Annotated in this window: 22 protein-coding genes; 8 read left to right on the plus strand and 14 right to left on the minus strand. The window is 70.5% G+C overall.

Annotated elements, in window-relative coordinates; genetic code table 11:
* The first annotated feature begins 180 nt into the window (after positions 1–180).
* Together AP234_RS28645 and AP234_RS28650 are read left to right on the plus strand one after the other, a co-directional pair.
* A complete protein-coding gene (locus tag AP234_RS28645; RefSeq protein WP_055482860.1) occupies positions 181–2,559 on the plus strand; it encodes a CDP-glycerol glycerophosphotransferase family protein in 2,379 nt (792 codons plus the stop codon).
* A complete protein-coding gene (locus AP234_RS28650) occupies positions 2,556–4,082 on the plus strand; it encodes a glycosyltransferase family 39 protein (protein ID WP_055482861.1) in 1,527 nt (508 codons plus the stop codon). Before AP234_RS28645 ends, AP234_RS28650 begins: the two co-directional genes overlap by 4 nt.
* On the opposite strand, the gene AP234_RS28655 is transcribed toward AP234_RS28650, so the two are convergent.
* Positions 4,037–5,617: a stealth family protein gene (locus AP234_RS28655; protein ID WP_160330504.1), complete on the minus strand. Its 1,581-nt coding sequence runs from the start codon at positions 5,615–5,617 to the stop codon at positions 4,037–4,039. The genes AP234_RS28650 and AP234_RS28655 overlap by 46 nt on opposite strands.
* Positions 5,618–5,771: 154 nt before the next feature.
* Here AP234_RS28655 and AP234_RS28660 point away from each other — a divergent pair, with 154 nt between their 5' ends.
* Together AP234_RS28660 and AP234_RS28665 are read left to right on the plus strand one after the other, a co-directional pair.
* Positions 5,772–6,647: a CDP-alcohol phosphatidyltransferase family protein gene (locus tag AP234_RS28660; protein WP_055482863.1), complete on the plus strand. Its 876-nt coding sequence runs from the start codon at positions 5,772–5,774 to the stop codon at positions 6,645–6,647.
* A gap of 50 nt (positions 6,648–6,697) precedes the next feature.
* Positions 6,698–7,738 (plus strand): sulfotransferase family protein, encoded by a 1,041-nt coding sequence (locus AP234_RS28665; RefSeq protein WP_055482864.1) that lies wholly within the window; start codon positions 6,698–6,700, stop codon positions 7,736–7,738.
* A 42-nt stretch (positions 7,739–7,780) separates the two neighbouring features.
* On the opposite strand, the gene AP234_RS28670 is transcribed toward AP234_RS28665, so the two are convergent.
* The 10 genes from AP234_RS28670 to AP234_RS28715 all read right to left on the minus strand — a co-directional run bounded on the left by AP234_RS28670 (position 7,781) and on the right by AP234_RS28715 (position 17,321).
* Positions 7,781–8,491 carry an SRPBCC family protein gene (locus tag AP234_RS28670; RefSeq protein WP_055482865.1) on the minus strand — a complete coding sequence of 237 codons (711 nt, stop codon included), beginning with the start codon at positions 8,489–8,491 and terminating at the stop codon, positions 7,781–7,783.
* Between the two features lie 76 nt (positions 8,492–8,567).
* Entirely contained in the window at positions 8,568–9,428 is an 861-nt protein-coding gene (locus AP234_RS28675) for an FAD binding domain-containing protein (RefSeq protein ID WP_055482866.1), read from the minus strand.
* Positions 9,425–11,776: a xanthine dehydrogenase family protein molybdopterin-binding subunit gene (locus AP234_RS28680; RefSeq protein WP_055482900.1), complete on the minus strand. Its 2,352-nt coding sequence runs from the start codon at positions 11,774–11,776 to the stop codon at positions 9,425–9,427. Before AP234_RS28680 ends, AP234_RS28675 begins: the two co-directional genes overlap by 4 nt.
* Positions 11,777–11,805: 29 nt before the next feature.
* On the minus strand, positions 11,806–12,282 hold the full coding sequence (locus tag AP234_RS28685; RefSeq protein ID WP_055482867.1) for a (2Fe-2S)-binding protein: 477 nt from the start codon (positions 12,280–12,282) through the stop codon (positions 11,806–11,808).
* A gap of 171 nt (positions 12,283–12,453) precedes the next feature.
* The gene (locus AP234_RS28690) at positions 12,454–12,906 is read right to left on the minus strand and encodes a nuclear transport factor 2 family protein (RefSeq protein WP_055482868.1); all 453 of its coding nucleotides are present in this window, start codon (positions 12,904–12,906) and stop codon (positions 12,454–12,456) included.
* A 51-nt stretch (positions 12,907–12,957) separates the two neighbouring features.
* Positions 12,958–13,878, minus strand: coding sequence for a pyridoxamine 5'-phosphate oxidase family protein (locus AP234_RS28695; RefSeq protein ID WP_055482869.1), 921 nt, complete (start codon positions 13,876–13,878; stop codon positions 12,958–12,960).
* Positions 13,879–13,919: 41 nt separating this feature from the next.
* On the minus strand, positions 13,920–14,363 hold the full coding sequence (locus AP234_RS28700; RefSeq protein ID WP_083502521.1) for a VOC family protein: 444 nt from the start codon (positions 14,361–14,363) through the stop codon (positions 13,920–13,922).
* A gap of 213 nt (positions 14,364–14,576) precedes the next feature.
* On the minus strand, positions 14,577–15,167 hold the full coding sequence (locus AP234_RS28705; RefSeq protein ID WP_235558422.1) for an ABATE domain-containing protein: 591 nt from the start codon (positions 15,165–15,167) through the stop codon (positions 14,577–14,579).
* A 104-nt stretch (positions 15,168–15,271) separates the two neighbouring features.
* Complete coding sequence (locus AP234_RS28710) at positions 15,272–15,514, minus strand: hypothetical protein (RefSeq protein WP_235558423.1); 243 nt, start codon at positions 15,512–15,514, stop codon at positions 15,272–15,274.
* Positions 15,504–17,321 (minus strand): PspC domain-containing protein, encoded by a 1,818-nt coding sequence (locus tag AP234_RS28715; RefSeq protein ID WP_055482871.1) that lies wholly within the window; start codon positions 17,319–17,321, stop codon positions 15,504–15,506. The genes AP234_RS28710 and AP234_RS28715 overlap by 11 nt, the downstream gene beginning before the upstream one ends.
* A 134-nt stretch (positions 17,322–17,455) precedes the next feature.
* On the opposite strand from AP234_RS28715, the gene AP234_RS28720 reads away from it, so the two are divergent.
* The 3 genes from AP234_RS28720 (at position 17,456) to AP234_RS28730 (ending at position 20,209) form a co-directional block, all read left to right on the plus strand.
* The gene (locus tag AP234_RS28720) at positions 17,456–18,655 is read left to right on the plus strand and encodes a PspC domain-containing protein (protein WP_235558424.1); all 1,200 of its coding nucleotides are present in this window, start codon (positions 17,456–17,458) and stop codon (positions 18,653–18,655) included.
* A gap of 43 nt (positions 18,656–18,698) precedes the next feature.
* Entirely contained in the window at positions 18,699–19,337 is a 639-nt protein-coding gene (locus AP234_RS28725; protein WP_055482873.1) for a response regulator, read from the plus strand.
* A gap of 71 nt (positions 19,338–19,408) precedes the next feature.
* Complete coding sequence (locus tag AP234_RS28730; RefSeq protein WP_055482874.1) at positions 19,409–20,209, plus strand: CPBP family glutamic-type intramembrane protease; 801 nt, start codon at positions 19,409–19,411, stop codon at positions 20,207–20,209.
* A 23-nt stretch (positions 20,210–20,232) separates the two neighbouring features.
* Here the strand turns inward: AP234_RS28730 and AP234_RS28735 are convergent, their stop codons facing one another.
* Positions 20,233–20,445, minus strand: a complete 213-nt coding sequence (locus AP234_RS28735) for a CopG family transcriptional regulator (protein ID WP_055482875.1) — start codon at positions 20,443–20,445, stop codon at positions 20,233–20,235.
* 47 nt (positions 20,446–20,492) lie between these two features.
* Positions 20,493–21,212 carry a PIG-L deacetylase family protein gene (locus tag AP234_RS28740; protein ID WP_055482876.1) on the minus strand — a complete coding sequence of 240 codons (720 nt, stop codon included), beginning with the start codon at positions 21,210–21,212 and terminating at the stop codon, positions 20,493–20,495.
* Positions 21,213–21,347: 135 nt separating this feature from the next.
* Between AP234_RS28740 and pcrA the strand changes: the two genes are divergently transcribed.
* Positions 21,348–23,639 (plus strand): DNA helicase PcrA, encoded by a 2,292-nt coding sequence (gene pcrA / locus AP234_RS28745; RefSeq protein ID WP_152990663.1) that lies wholly within the window; start codon positions 21,348–21,350, stop codon positions 23,637–23,639.
* Between the two features lie 72 nt (positions 23,640–23,711).
* Here the strand turns inward: pcrA and AP234_RS28750 are convergent, their stop codons facing one another.
* Positions 23,712–24,557, minus strand: coding sequence for a hypothetical protein (locus AP234_RS28750; protein ID WP_160330505.1), 846 nt, complete (start codon positions 24,555–24,557; stop codon positions 23,712–23,714).
* Positions 24,558–24,611 lie beyond the last annotated feature (54 nt).

Here is a 24,611-nt window from a genome sequence, read left to right on the forward strand (position 1 = left end):
ATGCCCGACCATCGCGGGCAGACGGACCGTCCGCGCGAGTCGCTTCGGTCTCGGTCAGGCTCGTCGAGGTGCGCCGGCATGGGGGCCGATGCCGGGCTGAGTCAAGGAAGTGTCAAGCGGCGGCAATGTAGTCCGAATCGGCAGGGCGCCTGATCACGACGGGTAGGCATCCTGTCACGCATGACCGTGCCGCCAGGACGCTCCGCCATCGGCTCCTCCCGGGATGCGGAGGAGCACGTCGAGGCCTGTCTCGGCGCCCTCCGTGAGCACGCGGAGGCCGGGCCGGAGCGGCTCTCCGGCCTCGCGCCGGCCCTGGCCGGCCTGGATCCGGAGGTGGTGGGCGGACTGCCGTCACTCGGGCGGCTCCAGCTTCATCTGGCGGCGCACGGCATGTGGGACGAGCTGTCGCAGGTGCTGCGGTTCGCCGCGTCGGACATCGCCGACCGCGGCGTGGTCCGGCGCGGGCTGCTGCGGCGGCGCTGGTGTCTCGACTACCCGCTCCTCGGGGACGACCGGATCCCCGCCGATCTCTTCGACGCGCGCAACGACTTCGAGCTGCGCGCGTGCGTCGACGACGTACGGCGCCGCGATGGCAGGCTGATCGTCGCCGGCCATGCCTACATCACTCACCTGGACAGCCGCCGCAGCCGCATCGAGGTATGGCTCCAGCGCGGGGACGGCCGCATCGAGCTGCCGATCCTGCGGGTCTCGAGGCCGGACGTGACCGCCGACTCCCGGCAGTCGGCCGTGAGCCACGACGACTCCGGCTTTCTGGCCGAGATCGAGTCGCCCGTGCCGGCCGGTGGCCGTACGGGACGCTGGACGCTGCGTGCCCGGGTCACGGCTCGCGGAGTGACGCGGGCGGGCCGGATGACCGGCGCACGGCGGGCGGGAGAGCGGACCTTCGAAGCGGACGGTTTCACCGTGGCGCTGACCCGGGACCGTGGGCTCGCACTGCACCGCACCGACCCCGCGGACCACGCCGGGGACGCCGACGCCTCGAGGGGAGACAGGGTCACCGGCGTCCAGTGGACCGATGCCCACGAACTGGTGCTGACCGGAACAGGCGACGGCGATGCCCACGGCGAGGGCAACGTGATCACGTTGGTGCGCGGACACGAGCGGCACACGTGGCCGGTCCACCGCGAGGGCGGCCGCTGGACGGCGATCATCGGTAAGACGACCCGGGGGCTGCCCGCGTGCGATGGCTTCGCACCAGGACTGCCGCTGCGCAGCGGCGTCTGGCGGGTGCTGACCGGTGGGGAGCCGGTGCGGCTGGACCACGCCCTGGTCGCCGACCTGCCGGAGCCGCACCTCACCGCGGTCCACGAGATCTCCCTGCGGACCAACCGGTCCGCCGAGCTCCGCCTCGCCGTACGGCCCGGCCTCGGCCCGCACGAACGCGGGCCGTACGCCACGCGCAGACGCCGGGAGGCGGCCCGGCGGCGCACCACCCGGCTCGTCGACGCGGCTCTCTTCGACAGCTACGGCGGCGGGCAGTACTCGTGCAATCCCCGCGCGATCTCCGAGGAGCTGGCGCGGCGCCGCCCCGATATGGAGCTGATCTGGGTGACCCGCGATGGACAGTTCACCGTGCCCGCCGGGGTGCGCACGGTCCTGTACGGCTCACGCGAGCACGAGGAGGCCCTGCACACCTGCCGCTTCATCGTAGCCAACCGGCGCACCCAACCCGGCTGGTACGTCAAGCGGCCCGGCCAACTGTTCGTGCAGACCTGGCACGGCACCCCGCTCAAGCGGCTGGGCCGCGACCTCGCGGGCATGCGGTACGCCCAGCGGGTGCGCGAGGAGGACCTGGGGCGCTATGTCGCGACATGGGATGTGATGCTCGCGCCCAATCCGTTCTCGACGCCGATCCTGCGCCGGGCCTTCGGTTACACGGGCGAGATGCTGGAGTCCGGATATCCCCGCAACGACCTGCTGCTCCGGCCGGAGTGCCGGCGGCAGGCCAGGGAGCGCCTGGGCGTTCCCGAGGACCGGCGGGTGATCCTCTACGCGCCGACCTGGCGGGACGACGAGATGGGCGGCGCCGCCAAGGTGTCCCATGCCGACAAGGAGCCCAGGGCCGCCGGGCCGCCGGGGTTCGATCTCGGTGACGTGGTCGGGCCGCTGACCGGGGGGCTGGGCGCGACCGACATGCTGCTGGTCCGGGCGCACTACCTGGTGGCCGACCGTGTCACACTGCCCGCCGACGCCCTCGATGTGTCGAGATTTCCTGATATGGCGGATCTGCTGGCCGCAGCCGACGTGCTGGTGACCGACTACTCGTCGGCGATGTTCGATTTCGCCTGTACGGGCAGACCGATGGCCTTCCTCACCCCGGACCTGGAACGCTATCGGGACGAGGTGCGAGGTTTCTACTTCGACTTCGAGGCCGAGGCGCCGGGCCCCATGGTCAGGACAGCCGACGATCTCCTCCAGATCCTGAAATACGACGATTTCACGTCGTACAAAGCCAAATATCAGGAGTTCAGCGAAAAGTTCTGCCCATGGGATGACGGGCACGCTTCCGCGCGAGTGGTGGCGCGCATGCTGTCATGAGGCGGCGGAGCGGGCGACCGTACGAGATCGTGCTGCCGGCGGCCCTCGCGCTCGTCGCCGGCCTGTGGGACCTGGGGTCGCCACCGATCTGGCGCGACGAGGCCGCGACGCTGAGCGCGGCCGTCCGGACGCCGCATCAGCTGCTCCACCTGCTCCAGACGGTCGACGCGGTCCACGCCCTCTACTACGGGCTCATGCACGTCGTCGTCACGCTGTTCGGGACCGGAGAGGTGGTGATGCGGCTGCCCTCGGTCGCGGCCGGAGTGCTGGCCGCCGCCGGAGTCGGCGCCCTCGGCCGGGCGCTCGGCCATCCCCGGGCCGGCCTGTACGGCGGCGTGATGATGGCCACGATGCCGATCTTCTCCCGCTACGTCCAGGAGGCCAGGCCGTACCCGCTGACGATGGCCGCGGCCATCGGCGTGACCCTGTTGCTGCTGCGTGCGGTGCGCAGGCCGTCCGCCGGAGCCTTCGCGTTGTACGGCGTCGCGCTGGCCGGGCTGGGTTACCTCAGCCTGTTCGCGTTCCTGGTGGCGGGGGCCCACGGCGGCTATGTGGCGCTGTCGAAGGGGCCGGTGTGGCGCTGGTGCGCGGCCGCTGCGGGGGCCCTGGCCGTCGTCGGACCGCTGGCCTGGTTGGCGTCGCGGCAGACCGCCCAGATCGGCTGGATTCCCCGGCCCGGTCCCGCGGAGGCGGGCCTGCTCGCCGTACGGCTCTTCGGCGATGTCGGCGCCGCGCATCCGGCCTGGCTCGGGATCGCCCCGCTGACCTGGGTGCTCGCCCTGCTCGGCGGCGCGCACTGCCTGCGGCGCGGTGGCGACCGGCGTGATCTCCTCGCGCTGACGCTGCCGTGGCTGCTCGTGCCGCCGCTGGTGCTGCTGATCGTCTCGTGGACGTTCCGGCCCGTCTACGTGTTCCGCTATGTGTTCTGCTGCCTTCCCGCCGCCGCACTGCTGGCCGGGGCGGGGCTCGCGGCGCTGCTCGCCGCGTCGCGTGCCATGCCGCCGGCCGCGCCGCTTCGGCGGGCCGCGGTCGCCGTGCCGGCGGTGGTCTGGCTCGGCCTGGCGATCCCCGGCCACCTCGCCACCCGCGGCCCCGACGGCAGGCAGGACGACCCGCGCCCCGCGATGGCGCTGCTCGCTTCAGCCGCCCGGCCGGGCGACGGGGTGCTGTTCGCCCCCGCCAAGGTCAGGAAGTTCGCTGTGGTGTATCCGGGGATCTTCGAACGCCTCGACGACGTGGCGCTGGCCCGGTCACCCGAGCGCGATGGCAGCTTCCACGGCCGGGAGGTCGGTCGCCGGGTGCTCGCCGCCCGCCTCGCCGGACTGCGCACCCTCTGGGTGGTCGGTCACACCGGGAAGGCCGCGCTTTCGAGTAAACGGCTCGACCTGCTGCACCGATCGTTCGTCCCGACCGGCCGATGGACCTTCCGCGGCATGTTCGTCGCCCGTTACAACGGCACCCCCGGCCGGGGTGCGGGTCAGGAGTGGCCGGACAGCTCGAAGGGCGCCGCGGTGGGGAAGTAGGCCTCCAGGAACTCGGCCAGCAGGGCGTCCTGCTCGCCCGTGGTCGGGGCGGTGTCGTTGAGGCAGAACGCGTCATGCCTGCGGCGCGCCAGCATCCGGCGCAGCTTGGCCGGTGTCTTGGGCACCGCCAGATCCACATACGTGTAGTCCACGGTCCCGGGCACCGCACGCCCGTTGAGATAGGCGTAGTAGTGCGCCAGCGAGGAGACCGCCGAGATATCGGAGGTCGTACGGAACGTGCTGCGCGCCGTCGCCTCGAAGTCGGCCGCGAACCGCTCCTCCAGTTCGTACATGAGCGACCTGCGCAGCGCGTACGGCACATGCTTGAGCTTCTGGGTCAGCGTCCGGCCGGACAGGTCCTCCAGGACGCGGCGGTTGTTCATGCCCGCGGCGTGGACCGGCGACTCCTCGTGCTCGGGTGCGCCGAACGGGACGTGCACAGAACTGGGAAAGAAACGGGTCACCCCGTTCGCCTCGAAGAACATCCGCGGTGACAGCGGCCGGCCGAGGAAGAAGTCGTCGTTCAGGTAGAGGAAGTGCTCCGACAGTCCCTCGATGTGATGGAGCTGCGTCTCGATCGCGTGGGAGTTGAACACCGGCAGCACCGAGGGGTCGGTGAAGATCTCCTTGTGGTCGACCACGGTCACCATCGGGTGCGAGCCGTCCAGCCACGGGGGCGTCTGCCCGTCGGTCACGATCCACACCCGGTTGATCCAGGGGGCGTACGTCCACAGCGAGCGCAGCGAGTAGCGCAGCTCGTCCCTGCTGGTGAACCGCGCCTCGGTCGTGGCCATCTCGCTGATCCCGTCGCGGACCGCCCGCATTCCGCCGAGCGCCTGGTCGCGGCGGGCGCGCCAGGCCGGGTCCGCGCCGTCGACCCAGGTGTAGACGGCGTCGATCGGGAAGTCGATGTCGTCGAGCAGGCGCCGGGTGAACTCGGGCCGGGTCGGATAGACGCGCTCGCGCCGGGCGGCCGACACGAGCGTGTTGAACAGCTCCTCGCCGCCCTCCACGATCTCGCCGTCCGCCGGGACGACGTCACAGGCGCCGTTCGGCCGCGGCGCCACCAGCGTGTCGCCCTCGCGTGACCAGAACTCCAGGTCGCAGCCCTGCTCGGCACCGAGCTTCAGCGTGCGCGACGGACTGGTGAAGTGCATCGCCAGCCGTACGATCGGTGCGTTCTGCAGGGTGGCGGCCGCGCGCCGGATGGGGCGCAGCTGCTCGGCGCCCCGCGAGCCCTGCTTGCCGTACGGCTGCGGCGCCGCGAGCAGTGGAATGGCGCCGCAGTGGGCGAGCGCGGCGAGCGCACGGGCGCGCTCGCCGACCTCGACCGCGACGACCGGGGGGCGGCCGGGCGCCGGCCGGACGCAGAAGAAGCCCACCCCGGCCCCGGAAAGCAGCGAGCAGACCAGGTCGAGCGTCTCGCGCCGGGCCTGCAACGGGCTCGCGTCCGCGCGGACCAGTGCGGCTCGCGGCGTGGCCTCCCACAAGGGCAGCCGTCTCTGCAGCCGCCGATACAACGTGACAACCGGCATGGTCCCCCCTATGCACACGGAATGTAATCGATCGGCTACCAGTTTGGAGGATGATTTACCTAGTTCCCCGCAACGGTCAAGAACTTGCAACGAGATGGCCCGTCTGTTTCCGATTTGCATGTGATCAGCTACCGACTGTAGTCATCCTTACTGCATGGGAGGTTTCACGCTCGACGACATCATGGCGGCACGCAAGCCGAGAGACTCGTGGTGGACCGTCTTCATGGTCGATCCGCTCGCCTGTCGGCTGGCGTTGTTCGTGGCGAACCACACCAAGATCACGCCTAACACACTGACCCGGCTGTCGATGCTGGGCGGCCTCGCCTCGGCGGTGGCGTTCCTGGAGGGCGCGCTGATCCTGGGGGCGGCGCTGTTCTACCTGAGCTTCATGGTCGACTGCATGGACGGGAAGATCGCCAGGCTCAAGGGCACCGGCACACCGTTCGGCCTCTGGCTCGATTACGTCGGAGACCGCATCAGGGTGGTCTGCTGCGCCTTCGGCCTGGGGTTCGGGGAGTACTCCAGATCGGGGGACAGCGACTACCTGCTGGCCGCCGTCGGCGTCGTACTGCTCGACCTGTTCCGTTACATCAACGGTCCGCAGCTCAAGCGGGTCAAGGACGCCACGCGCAACCTGGCCCAGGCGCGAGTCGACGGGGACTGCGTCTTCGTGGAGAGCGTGCTGGGCAGCCGGCCGCGCACCGAGGTCGGGCGGCTGGCGGACGAGGTCGAGGACGGCCGCACGCTCATCGACCTGCAGAAGGAGTTCCACGCGCGGTTCCCCTGGTACGACCGGTTCCGCGTGTTCCTGGTCCGGCGGCGGGTGCGTACGCACATCGTCAGCGGGATCGAGTTCCATGCCGCGGTGTTCGTGGTGGCCCCGGTGCTCGGATCATGGGCGCTGGTGCCGGTCTCGATCGGAGCCGGCGCGCTGCTGCTGGCCTTCGAGATGTTCCTCGTCTACCGCGTATGGCTGGCGGCCCGGCAGATCCCGCAGGGCGCGCCGGAGAGGGAGAAGATCCTTGTCTGATTCGACCGGGCCTTACTGAGTTGGCACTCATCACGGGGGGATAGATCATCATGCAGTCCGACAGACCGATCTTCGTCGTCGGTTGCCCGCGTTCCGGGACCACCATGCTGCAGCTCATGCTGCACTCACACCCGCGCATCGCCGTACCGCCGGAGACCCGGTTCCTGGTCCCGGCCTACTTCTCGCGACGCGCGTACGGCGACATGCGGCTCGCGGACAACCGCCGCAGGCTCGCCACCTGGATCGCCGAGGGGCGCAACACCAAGTTCCGCGAGCTGGGGCTGGACTCGGGGGAGTTCGTTCACGCCGCCATGCTCGGGCCGGGCAGCTTCGGCTCGGTCATCGGGATGGTCTTCAAGTGCTACGCGGAGCGGTTCGGCAAGCCGCGCTGGGGGGACAAGCGGCCGAGCTACTACCGGCACGTCGAGATGCTGATGCGCATGTTCCCCGACGCCCAGTTCGTCCACCTGGTCAGGGACGGCCGCGACTGCGTCGCCTCGCTCAAGGAGATGCCCTGGTACAAGCCGGACACCTTCCACGCGGCGGCCAACTGGGCCGAGGCGATCGACTTCGGCCGCCGCCACGCGCGCAAGCTGCCGGAGGACAGCTTCTACCAGCTCCGGTACGAGGACCTGACCGCAGATCCGGAGACCGAGCTGAAGAAGCTGTGCGCCTTCATCGGCGAGGAGTACGACCCGGCGATGTGCGAGCCGCGCCACATCGCCGAGATGGCGGTGCCCAAGCACAAGGTCTGGCACAGCAACACCCACGGCGAGGTCACCACGGCCCACGCCGGCAAGTGGGTCGACAAGCTGGAGCCGTGGGAGATCTCGCTGTGCGAGGAGGTGCTGGGCGAGCGGCTGAGCTCGCTCGGATACGAACTGACCGGCGCGCCGCGGGCCGACCGCGACCACGTCGCCGCCTTCAAGTCGGCGGTGAGCAAGCGCCGTACGGCACGGGCGCGCAAGTACAACCGGGACCGGCTGACCCGGCTGCGCGAGCCCGGTCCGATCGCCGCCCTGCTCACCGATGGTCAGCGCATGCTCGCCGGCCTCCCCAGGCAGCGGTCGGGCGAACTGCTGCCCCGCTGAACGACGCCGTTCCCCAACCCCCTCCACCCCCACCCCACGAGATCACGCCCGGCGACGGAAACGGCGGAGCAGGTGGATCACGGCCGCGAGCGCGGCCAGCGCGGTGAGCACGGCCGCCGGGACGGCGATCCGCCGCGCCAGCGGCCCGCCCGCGAGCTCCAGCAGGTCGAGCTCCTGTTCCTCGGCCGTGCGGTGACTCAGCGGAGAGCCCGTATTTCTCGGCTCGGCGGCCGCCGGCGCGGGGGCCGCCGGAGGAGAGGGCGCCTCCTTCGGCGCCGGGGACTCCGGCTCCGTCTCGGGCCGCTCCTCCTCGAAGAGCCCCGCGAGGTTCGCGGCGAAGCGGTCGATGAGCTTGCCACCGACATCGGCCAGCATGCCCCGGCCGAACTGGGCCGGCCGCCCGGTGACGTTGAACGAGGTCTCCACGAGCACCCGGGTTCGCCCGTCCTCGGCGGAGAGCCGGGCGGTCACCTCAGCGTTCGCGGTGCCCGGGCCGCGGGTCTCCCGGCCCGCGGCCCGGAGCGTCAGCGTACGCGCGTCCGGATCGACGTGTTCGAACGCCGCGCTGCCCCGGTAGACGATGGTGATCGGGCCGACCTTCACCCGCAATCGGCCGGTGAAGGCATCGCCGTCGACCGACTCCAGGGTCGCGCCGGGCAGGCACGGCGCGACCCGTTCCGCGTCAAGGAAGACCGGCCAGGCCCGCTCGACCGGGACGGGAACCATGAACTCGTGCTCGAACCGCAGCGCCACGACCGGACTCCTTTCTGAGGTTCCGAACCGGTTCCGGTGACCGGACGGTGTTTCCTGGGAGCTGGTTCCCGGGTTCCTAGACCGCGCAGGCGGCCAGGAGGGCCCGATGCGTGAGCACCCGGGACAGATGCGCCCGATAGTCGGGCCGGGCGTGCAGGTCACCGGGGGGATCGGTGCCCTCGGCCGCCTGTTCCGCCGCCTCCCGCAGCGCGCCGTTCCGGTCTGCCGCCGCGCCGCGCACCGCGGCCTCCACGGCGACCGCCCGGATCGGGGTCGGGCCCATGTTGGTCAGCGCGATCCGCGCCTCCGCGACGGTCCCGTTCGACCGCCGTACGGCCGCCGCCACCCCGACCGTCGCCCACGCCTGGGCCGTACGGTGGAACTTCTCGTAGTGGAAGCCCCACCCCGGGCCGAGTTTGGGCACGCGGGCTCCGACGAGGATCTCCCCGGGTTCCAGGGCCGGTTCGAGATAGTCGACGAAGAAATCGGCCGCCGGGACGATCCGCTCCCCGGAGGACGACCGGACCACGAGGTCCATGTCGAGGGCGAGGGCCACCGAGGGCAGGTCGCCTGCCGGGTCGGCGTGCGCCAGCGATCCGCCGAACGTGCCGCGGTGCCGTACGGCCCGGTCGGCGACGGTCGCGGTCGCCAGCGCGACCAGCGGGCAGTGCTCGTTGACGACCGGCGACCGGACCACCTCGTGGTGCGTGGTCATCGCGCCGATGAACACGTGGTCGCCGTGGTCGGCGATGCCGCGGAGCTCGGCCACGCGCCCGATGTCGATCAGCGTGGTGGGGTAGGCGAGCCGCAGCCGGAGCAGCGGCAGCAGCGACTGGCCGCCGGCGAGCACCTTGGCCTCCTCCCCGGCGTCGCCGAGCACGGCCAGGGCCTCCTCCAGCGACGACGGCCTGGAGTAGTCGAACGACGCGGGAATCAAACCGATGCTCCTTCCTCTGCGCTGGGCGCCCGGTCGTGGAGGGCCCGCCACACCCGTTCCGGGGTGCACGGCATCCGCACGTCGCGTACGCCGTACGGGCGCAGCGCGTCCACGATCGCGTTGACCACGGCCGGGGTGGAGGCGATCGTGCCGGCCTCGCCGACGCCCTTGACCCCGAGCGGGTTCGAGGTCGCCGGGGTCTCGGTGCGGTCGGTGACGAACACGGGCAGGTCGGTGGCGGACGGCAGCAGGTAGTCGGCCATGGTCGTGGTCAGCAGGTTGCCGTCGGCGTCGTACACCGCCTCCTCGAACAGCGCCTGGGCGATCCCCTGGGCGATGCCGCCGTGCACCTGTCCCTCGACGATGAGCGGGTTGACCACCTTGCCCACGTCGTCGACGGCCACATAGGACCGGATCGTCGTCGCGCCGGTCTCGGTGTCCACCTCGACCGCGCACAGGTGCGTCCCGTGCGGGAAGGAGAAGTTGTCGGGGTCGAACGTCGCCTGGGCGTCGAGCCGCGGCTCGAACCCCTCGGGGAGGTCGTGCGCGGCGAACGTGGCGAGGGCGATCTCCTGGATCGTCCGCTCCGTCGTGGTGCCGCGCACCCGGAACCGACCGTCGGTGAACTCGACGTCGTCGGGGGAGGCCTCCATCATGTGGGCCGCGACCTGCCGGGCCTTCTCCCGCACCTTCTCGCACGCCTGCACCAGGGCGATGCCGCCGACGGAGAGCGAGCGGGAGCCGTAGGTGTCCATGCCCTTGTGCGACGAGGCCGTGTCGCCGTGCAGTACCGAGACGTCCTCGAACGGGACGCCGAGCGCGTCTGCGACGATCTGGCTCCACGCGGTCACGTGACCCTGGCCGTGCGGGCTGGAGCCGGTGACCACCTCGACCTTGCCGGTCGGGAGCATCCGGACCTCGGCGTGCTCCCAGCCGCCCGCGCCGTACGACAGGCTGCCGAGGACCCGGCTCGGCGCCAGGCCGCACATTTCGGTGTACGTCGAGATGCCGATGCCGAGCTGGACGGGGTCGCGGCGGTTGCGCCGATCGGCCTGTTCCGCCCGCAGCTCGTCGTAGCCGAACAGCGCGAGCGCCCGGTCGGTGGCCGCCTCGTAGTTGCCCGAGTCGTAGGTCAGGCCGCAGATCGTCGTGTACGGAAACTCCGCGTGCCGGATCCAGTTGCGGCGTCTGACCTCCATCGGATCGAGCCCGAGCTCGGCCGCCAGCTCGTCCATCGCGCGTTCGATCGCGAAGGTGGCCTCCGGTCGGCCCGCGCCCCGATAGGCGTCGGTCGGCATCTTCGTGGTGAAGACGCCGGTGCAGGTGAAGTCGTAGGCGTCCATCTTGTAGATGCCGCCGTACATGAACGCGCCGAGCAGCGGGACGCCGGGCGTGACCAGCATCAGGTAGGCGCCCATGTCCGCGAGCAGGTCGACCTTGACGCCGCGGATCCTGCCGTCGCTTTCGGCGGCCACACTGATCCGCTGGAGCTGGTCGCGGCCGTGGTGCACGGTCAGGTTGCCCTCTGATCGCGACTCGGTCCACTTGACCGGGCGGCCGAGACGGCGGGTGATCAGCAGGCAGAGCACCTCCTCTGCCGTCACCTGCAGCTTGGAGCCGAACCCGCCGCCCACGTCCGGGGCGATCACGCGGAGCTTGTGCTCGGGGATCCCCGTGGTCAGCGCGAGCATGACCCGCAGGATGTGCGGGATCTGCGTCGCCGAATGCAGGGTGAACCCGTCGCCGTCGGTCTGCGCCACGACGGCGCGCGGTTCCATCGCCGAGGGGATGAGCCGCTGCTGGACGAAGGTCCTGTCGATCACGACGGGCGCGTCGCGGAACGCGCCCTCGACGTCTCCCTGGGCGAACTTCCAGGTGAACGCCCTGTTCCCGGCCTCGTGGACGGTCGCGGAGCCCTCGGTCAGCGCCTCGGTCATGTCGAGCACGGGGTCCAGCGGCTCGTAGTCGATCTCGATGGCGTCCAGCGCGTCCGCCGCCCGGTAGCGGTCGGTGGCGATTACGCAGGCCACCGCCTCGCCCACGTAGCGGACCTCGTCCACGGCCATCGGCGGGTGATCGGGGATGACGATGTCCTCGGTCACCGGCCAGGCGCACGGCAGGCTGCCCTGCTCGGCGGCGAAGTCCCGGCCGCTGAACACCGCCACCACGCCGGGCCGGCCGCGCGCGGCCGAGACGTCGACGCGGGTGATCCGCGCATGCGCCAGCGGACTGCGCAGGAACGCCACATGGAGCATGCCGGGAAGCTGGATGTTGTCGGTCCACTGGGTGCGGCCGGTGACCAGCCGCGCGTCCTCCTTGCGCCGGCGGGCCCTGCCCACCTCGCCCATCGTGCCGGCCGGCGCCGTGTCCGTTTCGGTCACCGCGAGGTCACCCCCATCTCCTCGGCGCCTCGCCGTACGGCACGGACGATGTTGCAGTAACCGGTGCACCGGCACAGGTTCCCCTCCAGGCCCTGGCGGATGGCCTCGTCCGAGGGGTCGGGGTCGTCGTTGAGCAGGTCGATCGCGGCCAGGATCATGCCGGGCGTGCAGTAGCCGCACTGGAGGGCGTGTTCCTCGTGGAAGGCCCGCTGCATGGGGTGCCAGTTCCCGTCGCTCGCCAGGCTCTCGATGGTGACGATCTCGCTCTCATCCGCCTGTACGGCGAGCACCGAGCAGCTCTTCACGCTCCTGCCGTCCATGAGCACCGTGCACGACCCGCAGTTGCTGGTGTCGCAGCCGATCGGGGTGCCGGTCTTTCCCAATCGATCTCTCAGGAAGTGGACCAGGAGCGTTCGCGGTTCCACGTCTTCTTCGTAGGTGATGTCGTCGACCTTGACGGTGATCCGGGGCATGACGTCCTCCCCAAAAGCGGTGAGACCGGATATCAGCGAACGTACGCTCCGTATCCGTTTGGTCAAGCCCCCCTCATCACTTGGACGACGATCGGTCTCACTCGTCAGCGGGCCCGTCAGGACTCACACCGGTCCTGCCCATGTCGGGGTGATGCGTTTCCGCGCCGACCGTCACCGCAGCGGGAAGGGAACGCCGTGCTGGTCGGCGGGGCGGGGGCCGAAGACGCGGCGGTCCCGTTCGTCGATCCGCACGTCGTTGATGCTCGCCTCCCGCCTGCGCATCAGCCCGTTCTCGTCGAACTCCCACAGTTCGTTGCCGTAACTGCGCCACCACTGACCGTCGGCGTCGTGCCATTCGTACTGGAAGCGTACGGCGATGCGATCACCGGTGAAGGCCCAGAGCTCCTTGCGTAGCGCGTAGTCCAGTTCCCTGGCCCACTTGCGGGTGAGGAATCGCCGGATCTCCGCACGCCCGGAGAGGAACTCGTCCCGGTTGCGCCAGACGGAGTCGGGTGTGTAGGCGAGGGCGACCCGTTCGGGATCGCGGGTGTTCCAGGCGTCCTCGGCCGCCTGGACCTTGACGCGGGCGGTCTCCTCGGTGAAGGGAGGCACGGGTGGCTTCATATCGACATACCTCTTTTCGAGTTCTGGGCGGAAAGGTATAGGCGGGAAACGTCAAACGGGAAGTTCTGGCCGGAAAACGGATGGAGTGGAGCGCGGAACCGGTACGGGCGGGTTGAACCTGGAGTGATCCACGAATGTCCATCGGAACGGGGTCGCGCCGATCACCTGCAGGACCGAGTCCACCTCGAACTCGACGAACCGCTGGGCATCCGGCACGCGTCCGGGATCCCACTCCACCCGTGCCCGGCCGGTCAAATGGAGTGCGTCCCCGGTCGTCCAGTCGAGGAAGAGCAGTCCTGCCGCCGGATTGAGCTCCAGGTTGCCGAGGGTCATGTACATCAGGTTTCCCGCGTAGTCCGGGAAGAGCAGCCGTCGTTCATCCACGACCTGGACGAATCCGGGGTTGCCACCCCGGTGCGACACGTCCGAGCCGAACCCGTCGGCGTGGGTGGCGATGAAGAACGTGTCGGCGTCGCGGATCATCGCCTGCTGCCCCACGGTCAGGGCGGTGCCGTCGTACGCCGTCCGTGCCGTGGTCGGCGCCTCCTCGGTCAGCTCGCGGCGCTGCAGATACTTCGGGCAGTTCGCGTACACCTGATCGGTCCGCAGCAGCAGCCGGTGACCGTCTCTGCGGGCTCGGCCGTTGGCCCGCATCCGCCGCCGGGTCATCGGCTCGATCGCCAGTGTCCCGAGATCGTGCTCGGTGTCGAAGAGCCCGGCCAGCGGCGCGTCGGGCAGTGCGTCGATCACGATGGCGCGCTCGCCGACGGCCGTGACGAAGCCCGGCGGGCCGGTCAGCGCCGCCGCCCAGACGCGACCGTCCCCGTCGGGGGCGCCGATGACGATCATGCGCTGGTCGCGCAGGAACTCCGCCGCCCTGGCGGGGATCTCCGCGCGTACGCGGGCCGAGCCGTGCTCCGCCAGTCGCACGCCGGCCCCGCGCTGGATCGCGACCTCGCCGGGATGCCGCACGGGTCCTCCTTTCTCTTACGGCTCTGCCGTACCGGACTCGATCAGAAGAAACCGCAGGTGGGGGCGGCGGCGGTCGGGGCAGGGCGGACGTCGGCCCCGCTCGGCGCGTAGATCTCCAAGCGAATGCCGTCGGGGTCCTCGAAGAACACGCCACCGGAGGAGGCGCCCTCGCCGTGCGGCACGATCCCGTCATGGTGGAGCCTGGCCCCACTCTCGCGGATCACGGCCTCCGCCCGGCGGACGGTCTCGATGTCCGGTACCTCGAAGGCCAGGTGGTGCAGACCGGGCCGGGCGGGGGAGAAAGCGCCCTCGCTCTGCTGCCAGAGCGTCAGCATCAGTTTCCCTTCGCGGCCGAGGAACGCGTACCGGCGGCCCTCCTCGTGTGACTCGCCGAGCACCTCGAAGTCGAGGACCTTCCGGTAGAAGTCCACCGACCTGCTGAGGTCGGTGACGTTGAGCCCTACGTGTCCGGTTCTCAAGCTCACAGCAACTCCTGTTCGCACAGTTCTAACGGAACCATCCGTTAGACACGAGGAGCAATCTAACGGATGGAAGGCAAAAAGTCCATTAGAAGAGGGTTGCGGTGAGCCGGGGCACGGATGCGACGTGCCGGTGCGGTGGGTTCGGCCGCGTCGAGCCGTACCGCCGAAGGTGGTCTTACGGCTCGGGCGGGAATGCGGAGAAGCCAGGCCGAGGATTCAGCGGTCGGCACTGTGCTGGCGGTAGTGCCGGGCCGCGCGAGCACGATTGCCGCAGGCCACCGAGCACCACTCCTGTCGCGGATGCTCCTTGACGAAATAGAGCACGCAGCGGGGTGCGGGGCAGGTCCGCAGCTTCTCGCGGTACGGCCCGGCGAGCAGTTCCACCGCCGAAGCGGCGAGCACGGCTCTGATCCGCTCGGACTCCCCGGCCGGCACCGCGGGGACGACATGGGCGACGGGAACGTCATCGTCCGGCCAGTCCAGCATCGGCGCCACCGGAACCGCCATCGCCGTCGCGTTCACCAGGTCGAGTGACGGGCGGAACGGCGGCAGTCGGTCGGCGTCCGCGGCGCTGGCGGGACCCGGGGAGACGGCTCGCGCGAACAGCGCGCGGATGGCCTGCCGAAGCTCGACGATCTCATCCCGCAGGGTCTCCGTGGCCGTGAACGAGTCTGGATCGACTCTCAGTGCGGCGGCGTGCTCCCGGCACCAGGTGGTCGTTTCCGCGACGTCCGCCAGCCTGTCGACCGGTCCGGTCCGCAGCATGCCGATCGTGCTGACGAACTCCAGAGCCAGAAGGGCGGACACCGGGTCAGTCTAACGTGATCTGGGCGAGTTTCCCGTGAGGCGGGATTTCCTGTGAGGCGGATACACGAGTTCGGCGGCGCTGACCCATGGTCAGTGGTCGGTGATCAGTGCCGCACTATCTTGACGATGATGGCGACGAACGCGGCGAACCCCAGCCCGCCGATGAGCACGGGTGCCATGACGACGGGATCGGGGGCGGGGCCGGTCAGGTAGCGGATGCCGATGCCGATGAACAGCAGGCCGCTGAGCAGCGCCATCCAGTCGGTCCGGTGGACCCGGCGGGGGCGCTCGGCCTTCCGGTCGGGCAGCGCGGACCGGTCATGCGTCATGGGCAGGTCAGGCGGCACGGCGCACCTCCACATCCCCGACCCCGGCCTTCACGTGGAGTTCGATCGTGGGCGCGTCCGACCTGCCGGTCGCCTCGGGCTCCAGGACCTGCTCGAACCGGACGTCCGTACCGTCCTCCACCTTGTGGTCGATCTTCACCTCGCCCACCCGGGTGTATCCGTGCACCTCCACTCGCGCGGCCGGGGGCACGATCACGGTGAGCTGCCCGATCGACACCGACGCGTTGAACCTGACCCGGGTGCCGGATCGGAGAGCGAGGTCGCTCAGGTCGAGACGGCCCTCGCCGATCCCGATCGTGTAGTCCGTCGTGGCCTGGGTGACCTTCACGGGGTGCCAGGCGAAGCTGCCGACCTTCTTGGGGACCCCGTTCATCGTCGATCCCGCGATGAGGACGAGGGCCACGATCGTGCCGGCGGTGACGAGCGCCGCGCCCCGGCCGAACCATGTCGCGATGAGCAGGCCCGCGCCGATCGTGACGAGGACCGCCCCGCCGATCACCGGCAGACTGACCGAACCGGTGCCCGACTGCTGCACCGTAACCATGATCCCTCCAATGACCAGGGCGAGGCAGATGGTGAGTCCGCCGATGAAAGACTTGGGCCGCTTGACCTTCACCCGGGCGGGGGGCGGCGTGACCGGCCGGTACGGCCCGGGCGTCACCGGCGGGTGCGGCCGTCGCGGGGCGTAGGGGCCGTGCGGGGCGTACGGTTCCCCGGAGGCGTAGCCGTACGTGCCGGCGCGTGCCTCCCGCGCCAGATCCGACAGCCGCCGGTAGCCGGGAGGCGCCGTGCTCTGGGGACCTGCGCCGGGGTGCCTCGGCCCGGCACGACCAGGCCCAAGGGACACAGGGTGATCCGGGGCGGGGTGATTCGGTGCGGGGCCGCCGGGGGTCGGCGGAGTCCGGGTGGTCGGCTCGCCGACGGAGGCCGAGACCGCGTCGGCGGATGCCGCTTCCCGTAGTGGCGAGACGCCCGCGTCGTCGGCGCCGGTTCGGCCGGTCGGGGTTGCGCCGGTCGGGGTTGCGCCGGTCGGGGGTGCGTCGGTCAGGGTTGCGTCGGTCGGGGGTGCGTCGGCCCCGGTTCCTTCGGTCCTCGTGTCGTCGGACCCGGTGCCGCCGGAAACCCCTTCGGAGACGTGCGGGCTCCCCGGGACGTGGATGCCGGGGGCCTGGAAGCGGGCCGTTCCGTCCGGTTGGTGTCGGGGCACCGCGTCGTACGGCTGCTCGGGAGGCACCGTGCCGTACGGCTGCTCCTGGAACGGCCGGGGGAACGTCGCGGTCGCCGGCATCGCGGGGGCCGGGGCCCCGGAGGGCCGCATGCCGCGCCGCCCGGTCGCCCGCTCCGGCATCGACTTGACCAGGGTTCGCAGGTCGACGCCGCGTGCGTGCGCGGCCAGCAGCACGATGGCCAGCAGCGTGCCGATCACGATGGTGCCCCTGTTGACCCCGCCGGACCCGACGTTGATGATCAGGCCGAGCGCGAAGACCGCCGCCATCAGCGCGAGCACGGTCTCGGCGTCGAACAGCCGGTGGGTCCACTGCTCCAGATGGCCGGGCTGCCCGCCGGGCCGTCGCATCAGCAGGAACGCGGCGACGTACAGCAGGATGCCGGTGCCGGAGGCGAGGACCAGCACGGCGAACCCGACTCGGAACAGCACCGGGTCCATCCCGGTGAACCTGCCGAGGCCCGCGCACACCCCGGTGAGCATGCGGCCGGAGCCGTCACGGCTCAGCACCTGCTCCGGCTCCGGCCCGGCGGCTGGATCCGGCCGGGGATCGGGGGCAGGGGTGGTCGGCGCTTCGGTCATGCTCCCATCCTGGCCGCGTCCGCCACCTGCGTGCCATCGGGGTAACCCCTGACTCATCCCCGACCTCTCCGGGGGCGGACCAGGGCGGCCCCTGATGCGAGGCGGGGCCGTGACGTGTGACGATGCTTGCCGAGATGTCTGAGATGCCTAACACGATGCCCAGCGCCCCGGAGGCGCACCGCCCCCGGCTGGTCCGGCCCATGACGGGCCGGGTGATCGCCGGGGTGGCCCAGGGCGCCGCGGCCCAGCTCCGGCTCGACCCGGTGGTCATGCGGCTGGCTTTCGTGCTGCTCACCATCGTCGACGGGCTCGGCTTCGTGGCCTACGCCGCGCTGTGGATGTTCACGCCGAAGGAGCAGCTCAAGGGACGCGTGCCCGGCCGGGACTGGGGGCAGCTCGCGGCGTACGCCGTGCTGTGGCTGGTGCTGGCGGCCTTCGGCTGGCTGACCGGCGCGCCCAGCGGGGGGTACGGCACCTGGCCGCTGGCCATCGGCGGCGTCGGCGCGTTGATCCTGTGGCAGCAGGCCGATCCGGACCGACGGCAGCGGTGGATGAGCGGCGCGGTCAAGCAGGTCAACGCGACCTGGGTCCGTACGGGCATCGGGGCGCTGCTGGTCGTCGTGGGGGCGATCGGCTTCCTCGCCGCGAGCGGCGAGCTGGCCAAGGCCAGCACCGGCCTCGTCTTCACCGCCGTCGTCGTCGGCGGCATTCTGATGATCGCCGCACCGTGGCTCGCCTCCCTCATCCAGGAGCTCCAGCGGGAGCGCACCGAGCGCATCAGACAGGAGGAACGGGCCGAGATGGCCGCCCACGTGCACGACTCCGTCCTCCACACGCTGACGCTGATCCAGCGCAACGCGCACGACGCGCGCGAGGTGACGCGGCTCGCCCGGTCGCAGGAGCGTGAGCTGCGCAACTGGCTCTACCAGCCCAAGCAGGACGCCGACGCCACGCTCGCCGCCGCCGTACGGAGAGTCGCGGCGGAGGAGGAGGACGCACACGGCGTGCACATCGAGGTGGTCTGCGTGGGCGACTGCGAGCTGACCGAGGGCCTGGTGGCCTTGCTCCACGCGGCGCGGCAGGCGATGGTGAACGCGGCGAAATACAGTGAGGCTTCGGTCATATCCGTCTACGCCGAAGTAGAGCCCGAGGAGGTGACGGTGTTCATCAGGGACCGCGGCAAGGGCTTCGTGCTCGACGACGTGCCGGAGGACCGGATGGGCATCCGGCAGTCGATCATCGGCAGGATGGAGCGGAACGGCGGCAGCGCCCGGATCAGGACCGAGCCCGGCGACGGGACCGAGGTCATGCTGACCATGAAGAGGAACCCGTGACCTCGGCGTCACGGTGACGAGTCGCGGTGACGATGAGGGAGTAATGAAGACCATTCGAGTGCTGATCGTCGACGATCACCGGCTGTTCCGGTCCGGGGTGCGCGCCGAGTTGGGGCCGTCGATCCAGGTGGTCGGCGAGGCGGAGGACGTGGATTCGGCGGTGCCGGCGATCGCCGAGTTGGCGCCCGACGTGGTGCTGCTGGACGTGCACATGCCGGGCGGTGGCGGCCAGGAGGTGCTGCGGCGGGTGCTCGGCTCCGGCTCCCAGGTACGCTTCCTCGCGCTGTCGGTCTCGGACGCCGCCGAGGACGTGATCGGGGTCATCCGGGGCGGGGCCAGGGGTTATGTCACGAAGACCATCAGCGGCGCCGAGCTGACCGACGCGATCATCCGGGTCTCCGAGGGCGACGCGGTCTTCTCCCCGCGGCTGGCCGGCTTCGTGCTCGACGCGTTCGCCTCGACCGAGGCGCCGCCCATCGATCCCGAGCTCGACTCGCTCACCCAGCGGGAACGCGAGGTGCTGCGGCTCATCGCGCGCGGCTACGCGTACAAGGAGATCGCCAAGGAGCTGTTCATCTCGGTGAAGACGGTCGAGACCCACGTGTCGAGCGTGCTGCGCAAGTTGCAGCTCTCCAACCGGCACGAGCTGTCACGCTGGGCCACGGCGCGGCGTCTCGTCTGACTCCCGGCCGGGGTCCCGGCGGCGAGGGAACACTGGCGAGGGAACGGCGGCGGGGCCGCGGAGGAGGACACGTGGGACGTACGGACCCGGTCGTGTGCTCCGTGGGGCTGCTCGCGGCCGCCAACGTGCTGAACAACCGGATCGCCAGACGCTGGGCGCCGCTGACGTCGGCCGTCACGACCGCCGCGCTGATCGGCCTGGCCCGGCGCGAGGGCCTGAGCCTCCGGGAACTGGGCATCGGGGCCGGGGATCTCGAGACTGGGGGTCTCGGAGCCGGGGATCTCGGTTCATGGGGGCGTGGTGCCCGCCTCGGCGGCGCGCTCGCCGCGGCGGTGGCGGCGGTCTACGCGGCCGGCGTCGCCCTGCCCCGGACCCGGCCGCTGTTCCTCGACGAGAGGGCACTCGCGCTCTCGCGCGGGCGCCTGGCCGAGGAGATCCTGCTCCAGGTGCCCGTGGGAACGGTCCTGCTCGAAGAGGTCGCCTTCCGCGGCGTCCTGCCCGCGCTGCTGGCGTCGCGCGGGCCGTTCTGCCGCCCGCTGCCGTCGCGTACGGCCGCCGCCGCCTCGGCCGCGCTCTTCGGGCTGTGGCACGTGCTGCCCGCGATGGACATGGCTCGCGCCAACCCGGCGCTGGGCCGCGTCGCCTCGGCGGAGCCGCCGGCCGAGCCGGGATCGGCGCAGGGGACGGTACGGCTGGTCGCAGGGACGGTCCTGTCGACGGGGGCCGCCGGATCGCTCCTCCACGAACTGCGCCGCCGTGGCGGGCTGCTCGCGCCGTCGCTGCTCCACCTCGCCACGAACTCGCTCGGCTACCTCGCCGCCCGGCTGGCCAGAAGGCTCGGCACGGAGCATCCGAGCTCCCGTGACGGCTAGGCGACGAAGATGCGGCGCCGTTGCTACGAGGCGCGCCTGTGCTGATATTCGCCGACCGCAGCCATGATCACACTGATGGGCACCACGGCGTCCTCTCGAGCCAGAGCCGCCTCCACCCATTCACGGATGAGCGCAGTGGGCTTGACCCCGCGATCCTTTGCCCGCTCCCGTACCTGATCCATGACCGCCTTCGGCAGCCGCAGCGAAGTGACGATCATCACCTCGTCGGCAGGCACCGGTTCACGTGGAACCACGATTACGGTGCGGTCGGATCCGTACGAGATCAGGCGGTGACCACGCGGTGGAACGCCTCGGCGTAGGTGCCCTCGGGGAGGCCGGCGGCGGCCGCGTTCTCGGCGAGCCATCCCTTCACCATGCCCTCCAGGTCGTCCATGTGCCCCGTCTGGCTCTCGTGCGCGCGCAGTGCGGCGATCTTGCGGTCGACCGTCGCTGTGACGTCCACGAAGTGATCTGGGGTCATCGTGCCGGACAGCCACACCTCCCGCACGGTCCACGCCGCCAGGCCCTCGTCCGCCAGCAGTTCGGGGAAGGCGTACGGATTGCGTGCGTCGGGGTAGACCGCGTCGAGGGTGGCGCCGCCGACCGCCCGGTGGTCGGGGTGGCTCGGGCCGAGGCGGACGTAGTTGCGCTCGGGCGTGGAGGTGATGACGAGGTCGGGCCGCACCTGCCGGATCACCCGGGCGATGTCGCGGCGCAGGCCGAGGGTCTGCTCGACCATCCCGTCCCGGTGGCCGAGGAAGCGGAGATCGGTGACGCCGACGCATTTGGCCGCGGCCGTCTGCTCGGCGCGGCGGAGCGCGGCCATGCCGCCGTTGTCGAACTCCCGGTCGAAACCACCCGCGTCGCCATCGGTGACCAGGCAGTAGACGACCTCCTTGCCGGCGTCGATCAGCTTGGCGACCGTACCGGCACCGCCGAAATCGATGTCGTCGGGGTGCGCCATGACCACGAGCACCCGCTTGAGCCCAGCCTCGTCCAGCATCTGCCGTCCTCCTCGTCTCGGCCATTCACCTTAAACGGGAAACAAAGGGATCGGGCGGACCGGCGGGCACCGGATGTCGGTGAACCGCCTTACGCTGTTGACGTGTCCACCGGAGCCGATGCCACCACCCACCCCTTGCTCGACGGCCTCAACGAGCAGCAGCGCGAGGCCGTCCTCCATCGGGGCAGTCCCCTGTTGATCGTCGCCGGAGCCGGATCCGGCAAGACGCGGGTGCTGACCCACCGCATCGCGTATTTGCTGGCCGAGCGAGACGTCCGGCCGGGGGAGATCCTCGCGATCACCTTCACGAACAAGGCGGCCCGGGAGATGAAGGACCGGGTCGAGCGGCTGGTGGGGCCGCGCTCGCGGGCCATGTGGGTGATGACCTTCCACAGCGCCTGCGTGCGCATCCTGCGGCGTGAGGCCAAGCGGCTGGGGTTCGCCTCGAGCTTCTCGATCTACGATCAGGCCGACTCCCAGCGGCTCATGGCGATGGTCTGCCGCGAGCTCGACCTCGATCCCAAGCGTTACCCGCCGCGTTCGTTCTCCGCCCAGGTCAGCAACTTCAAGAACGAGCTGATCGACTACGAGACGGCGGCCGAGCGCGCCGGGACGCATCTGGAGCGCACGCTGGCCGAGGCGTACCGGACCTACCAGCGGCGGCTGACCGAGGCCGGCGCGATGGACTTCGACGACCTGATCATGCTGACGGTCACCCTGTTCCAGCTCTTCCCCGAGGTGGCGGAGCACTACCGGCGGCGGTTCCGGCACGTGCTGGTCGACGAGTACCAGGACACCAACCACGCGCAGTACGAGCTGGTCCGCGAGCTGGTGGGGCGGCCGGAGCTGAAGACGGCCGACGGCGACGTGGTCCGGGAGGGCACCGGCGTCGAGCCGGCCGAGCTGGTGGTGGTCGGCGACGCCGACCAGTCGATCTACGCCTTCCGCGGGGCGACGATTCGCAACATCCTCGAGTTCGAGCGTGACTATCCGGCCGCGCGGACGATCCTGCTGGAGCAGAACTACCGGTCCACGCAGACGATCCTCAACGCGGCGAACGCGGTGATCTCACGCAACGAGAGCCGCAAGCCCAAGAACCTGTGGTCCGACCAGGGCGCCGGACCGAAGATCATCGGTTATGTGGCGGACAACGAGCACGACGAGGCGATGTTCGTCGCCCAGGAGGTCGACAGGCTCACCGACGAGCATGGGATCACGCCCGGCCAGGTCGCGATCTTCTACCGGACGAACGCCGCCTCCCGGGTGTTCGAGGAGATCTTCATCCGCACCGGCCTGCCGTACAAGGTCGTCGGCGGGGTGCGGTTCTATGAGCGCAAGGAGGTCAAGGACCTGCTGGCCTATCTGCGGGTCCTGGCCAACCCGAACGACACGGTGTCGCTGCGGCGCATTCTCAACGTGCCCAAGCGCGGCATCGGGGAGCGGGCCGAGGCGATGGTCGAGGCGTTCGCGAACCGGGAGCGGATCAGCTTCTGGGCGGGGCTGCAGCGGGTGGACGAGGCACCCGGCCTGGCCACCCGGTCGATCAACGCGATCAAGGAGTTCACGGCGCTGCTCGATCACCTGCGCAGCCGGGAGCTGTCGCCGGCCGAGCTGGCCGAGGAGGTGCTGAACGCCACCGGCTACCGCGCCGAACTGGAGGGCTCCCGCGATCCGCAGGACGAGAGCCGCCTGGAGAACCTCAACGAGCTGATCTCGGTGGCGGCAGAGTTCGGGGAGGCGAACCCGGACGGCACGCTGGTCGACTTCCTGGAGCAGGTCGCGCTGGTCTCCGACGCCGACCAGATTCCGGGCGGTCCGGAGGGGTCCGGGGGAGTCGTCCCCCCGAGCGAGCAAGGCCCGGACCGGGACGACCACGGCGGTGTCGTGACCCTGATGACCCTGCACACCGCGAAGGGCCTGGAGTTCCCCGTGGTGTTCCTCACCGGGATGGAGGACGGGGTCTTCCCCCACATGCGCTCGATGGGCGACCTGAAGGAGCTGGAGGAGGAGCGTCGCCTGGCCTATGTCGGCATCACCCGGGCGGAGCAGCGGCTCTACCTGTCCCGGGCCGCGGTCCGGTCCTCCTGGGGCGCGCCCTCGTTCAACCCCGCTTCGCGGTTCCTGACGGAGGTCCCCGGCGATCTCGTCGAGTGGCGTACGGACCCGGCCAAGGACGCCAGGTCGGCGGCGGTGTCCCGGGACGGCGTGGGATCACGCGCGTCTCGTACGGCTCCCGCTCCGGGGAAGAAGGGCGCGGGCAACGTACCGAACCTGGCCCCGGGGGATCGGGTCACCCACGACGCGTTCGGCCTGGGCACGGTGATCAGCGTCGACGGCGTGGGCCCCCGCGCCCAGGCGAAGATCGATTTCGGTGGCTCGGGTGAGAAGACGCTGCTCCTCGCCTACGCCCCGATCGAGAAGCTCTAGAGCATGGAAGCGGCGTCCGGCGGCGGCGTGGCCGTCCGCCGGACGCGTTGAGACCGGATCGCTCTCTGCCTCTCAGCGGCCGAGTCCCCGGTTCAGGTCGAGGAGCTGCGGCGTCTGCGGGACCTCGCCGTCGATGTCGGAAAGGTCGGCCACCTGGTCTGCCGGCGGCGGGGTGACCTTGATCTTCTTGCCCCAGCCGGTGAACCTGGCGTCGCTGGTGAGCGCCATCTGGATGCTCGTCTTCTTGATCTTCACCGTCTCGCGGGTCGAGGTGGTGACGCGGCGGACGAGGTTGTCCGTGCCCAGCCAGACCTTCCAGCTGATCCGCGACGCCTTCTCCTTGGCGCTCATGCCGTTCAGCTGCTTTCTCGTCGCCGGCGATGCCGACAGGAGCTGCTTCACCGTGATCGTGCCACGGTAGAGCGTGGTCTTGGCGCCGCCGATGACGCCGCCCCTGCCCCTCGCCTTCGTGGTCGAGAGGACCGTCTGGAGCGTGTTCGGGTCGAGGGGGTTGATGAGGAAGCTGCCGGAGAGCTCACGGGCCGGGTCGCCGCCCGGTGAGCGCAGCCAGGTCTTCCCCTCGGGCAGGAGGGAGTCGAACAGGTGGCCGGACGAGTAGGTCGTCTTGTTGACCGTGATCGTGTGGATCGGCTTGTTCAGGCCCTCCATCTCCTCCTCGTCGCCGAAGAGATCGCCCCAGTCGGCCTTGAGGGTGATGTCGGACGCGGTGACACCGGTGCGGCCGAATCCGACGGTGCCCTTGCTCCGCAGCTTGACCGAGGTCAGGCCGCCCACATCGATTTTGCTGACCGACGTGAAATGCACGCCGCGGCCGGTGACGAACTGCTTCTTCAGCGCGGTGACCGGCTTGGCGGCGGGAGCTTGCGCATATGCGGGCGCGGCCAGCGCGGGAGTCACCACGCCGACGGTAGCCGTACATGCCAAAGTGGCGATTAATCGCCTCATGAGTCA

Source organism: Sphaerimonospora mesophila, from assembly GCF_001417795.1.
In the GTDB taxonomy this organism is placed as follows: domain Bacteria; phylum Actinomycetota; class Actinomycetes; order Streptosporangiales; family Streptosporangiaceae; genus Sphaerimonospora; species Sphaerimonospora mesophila.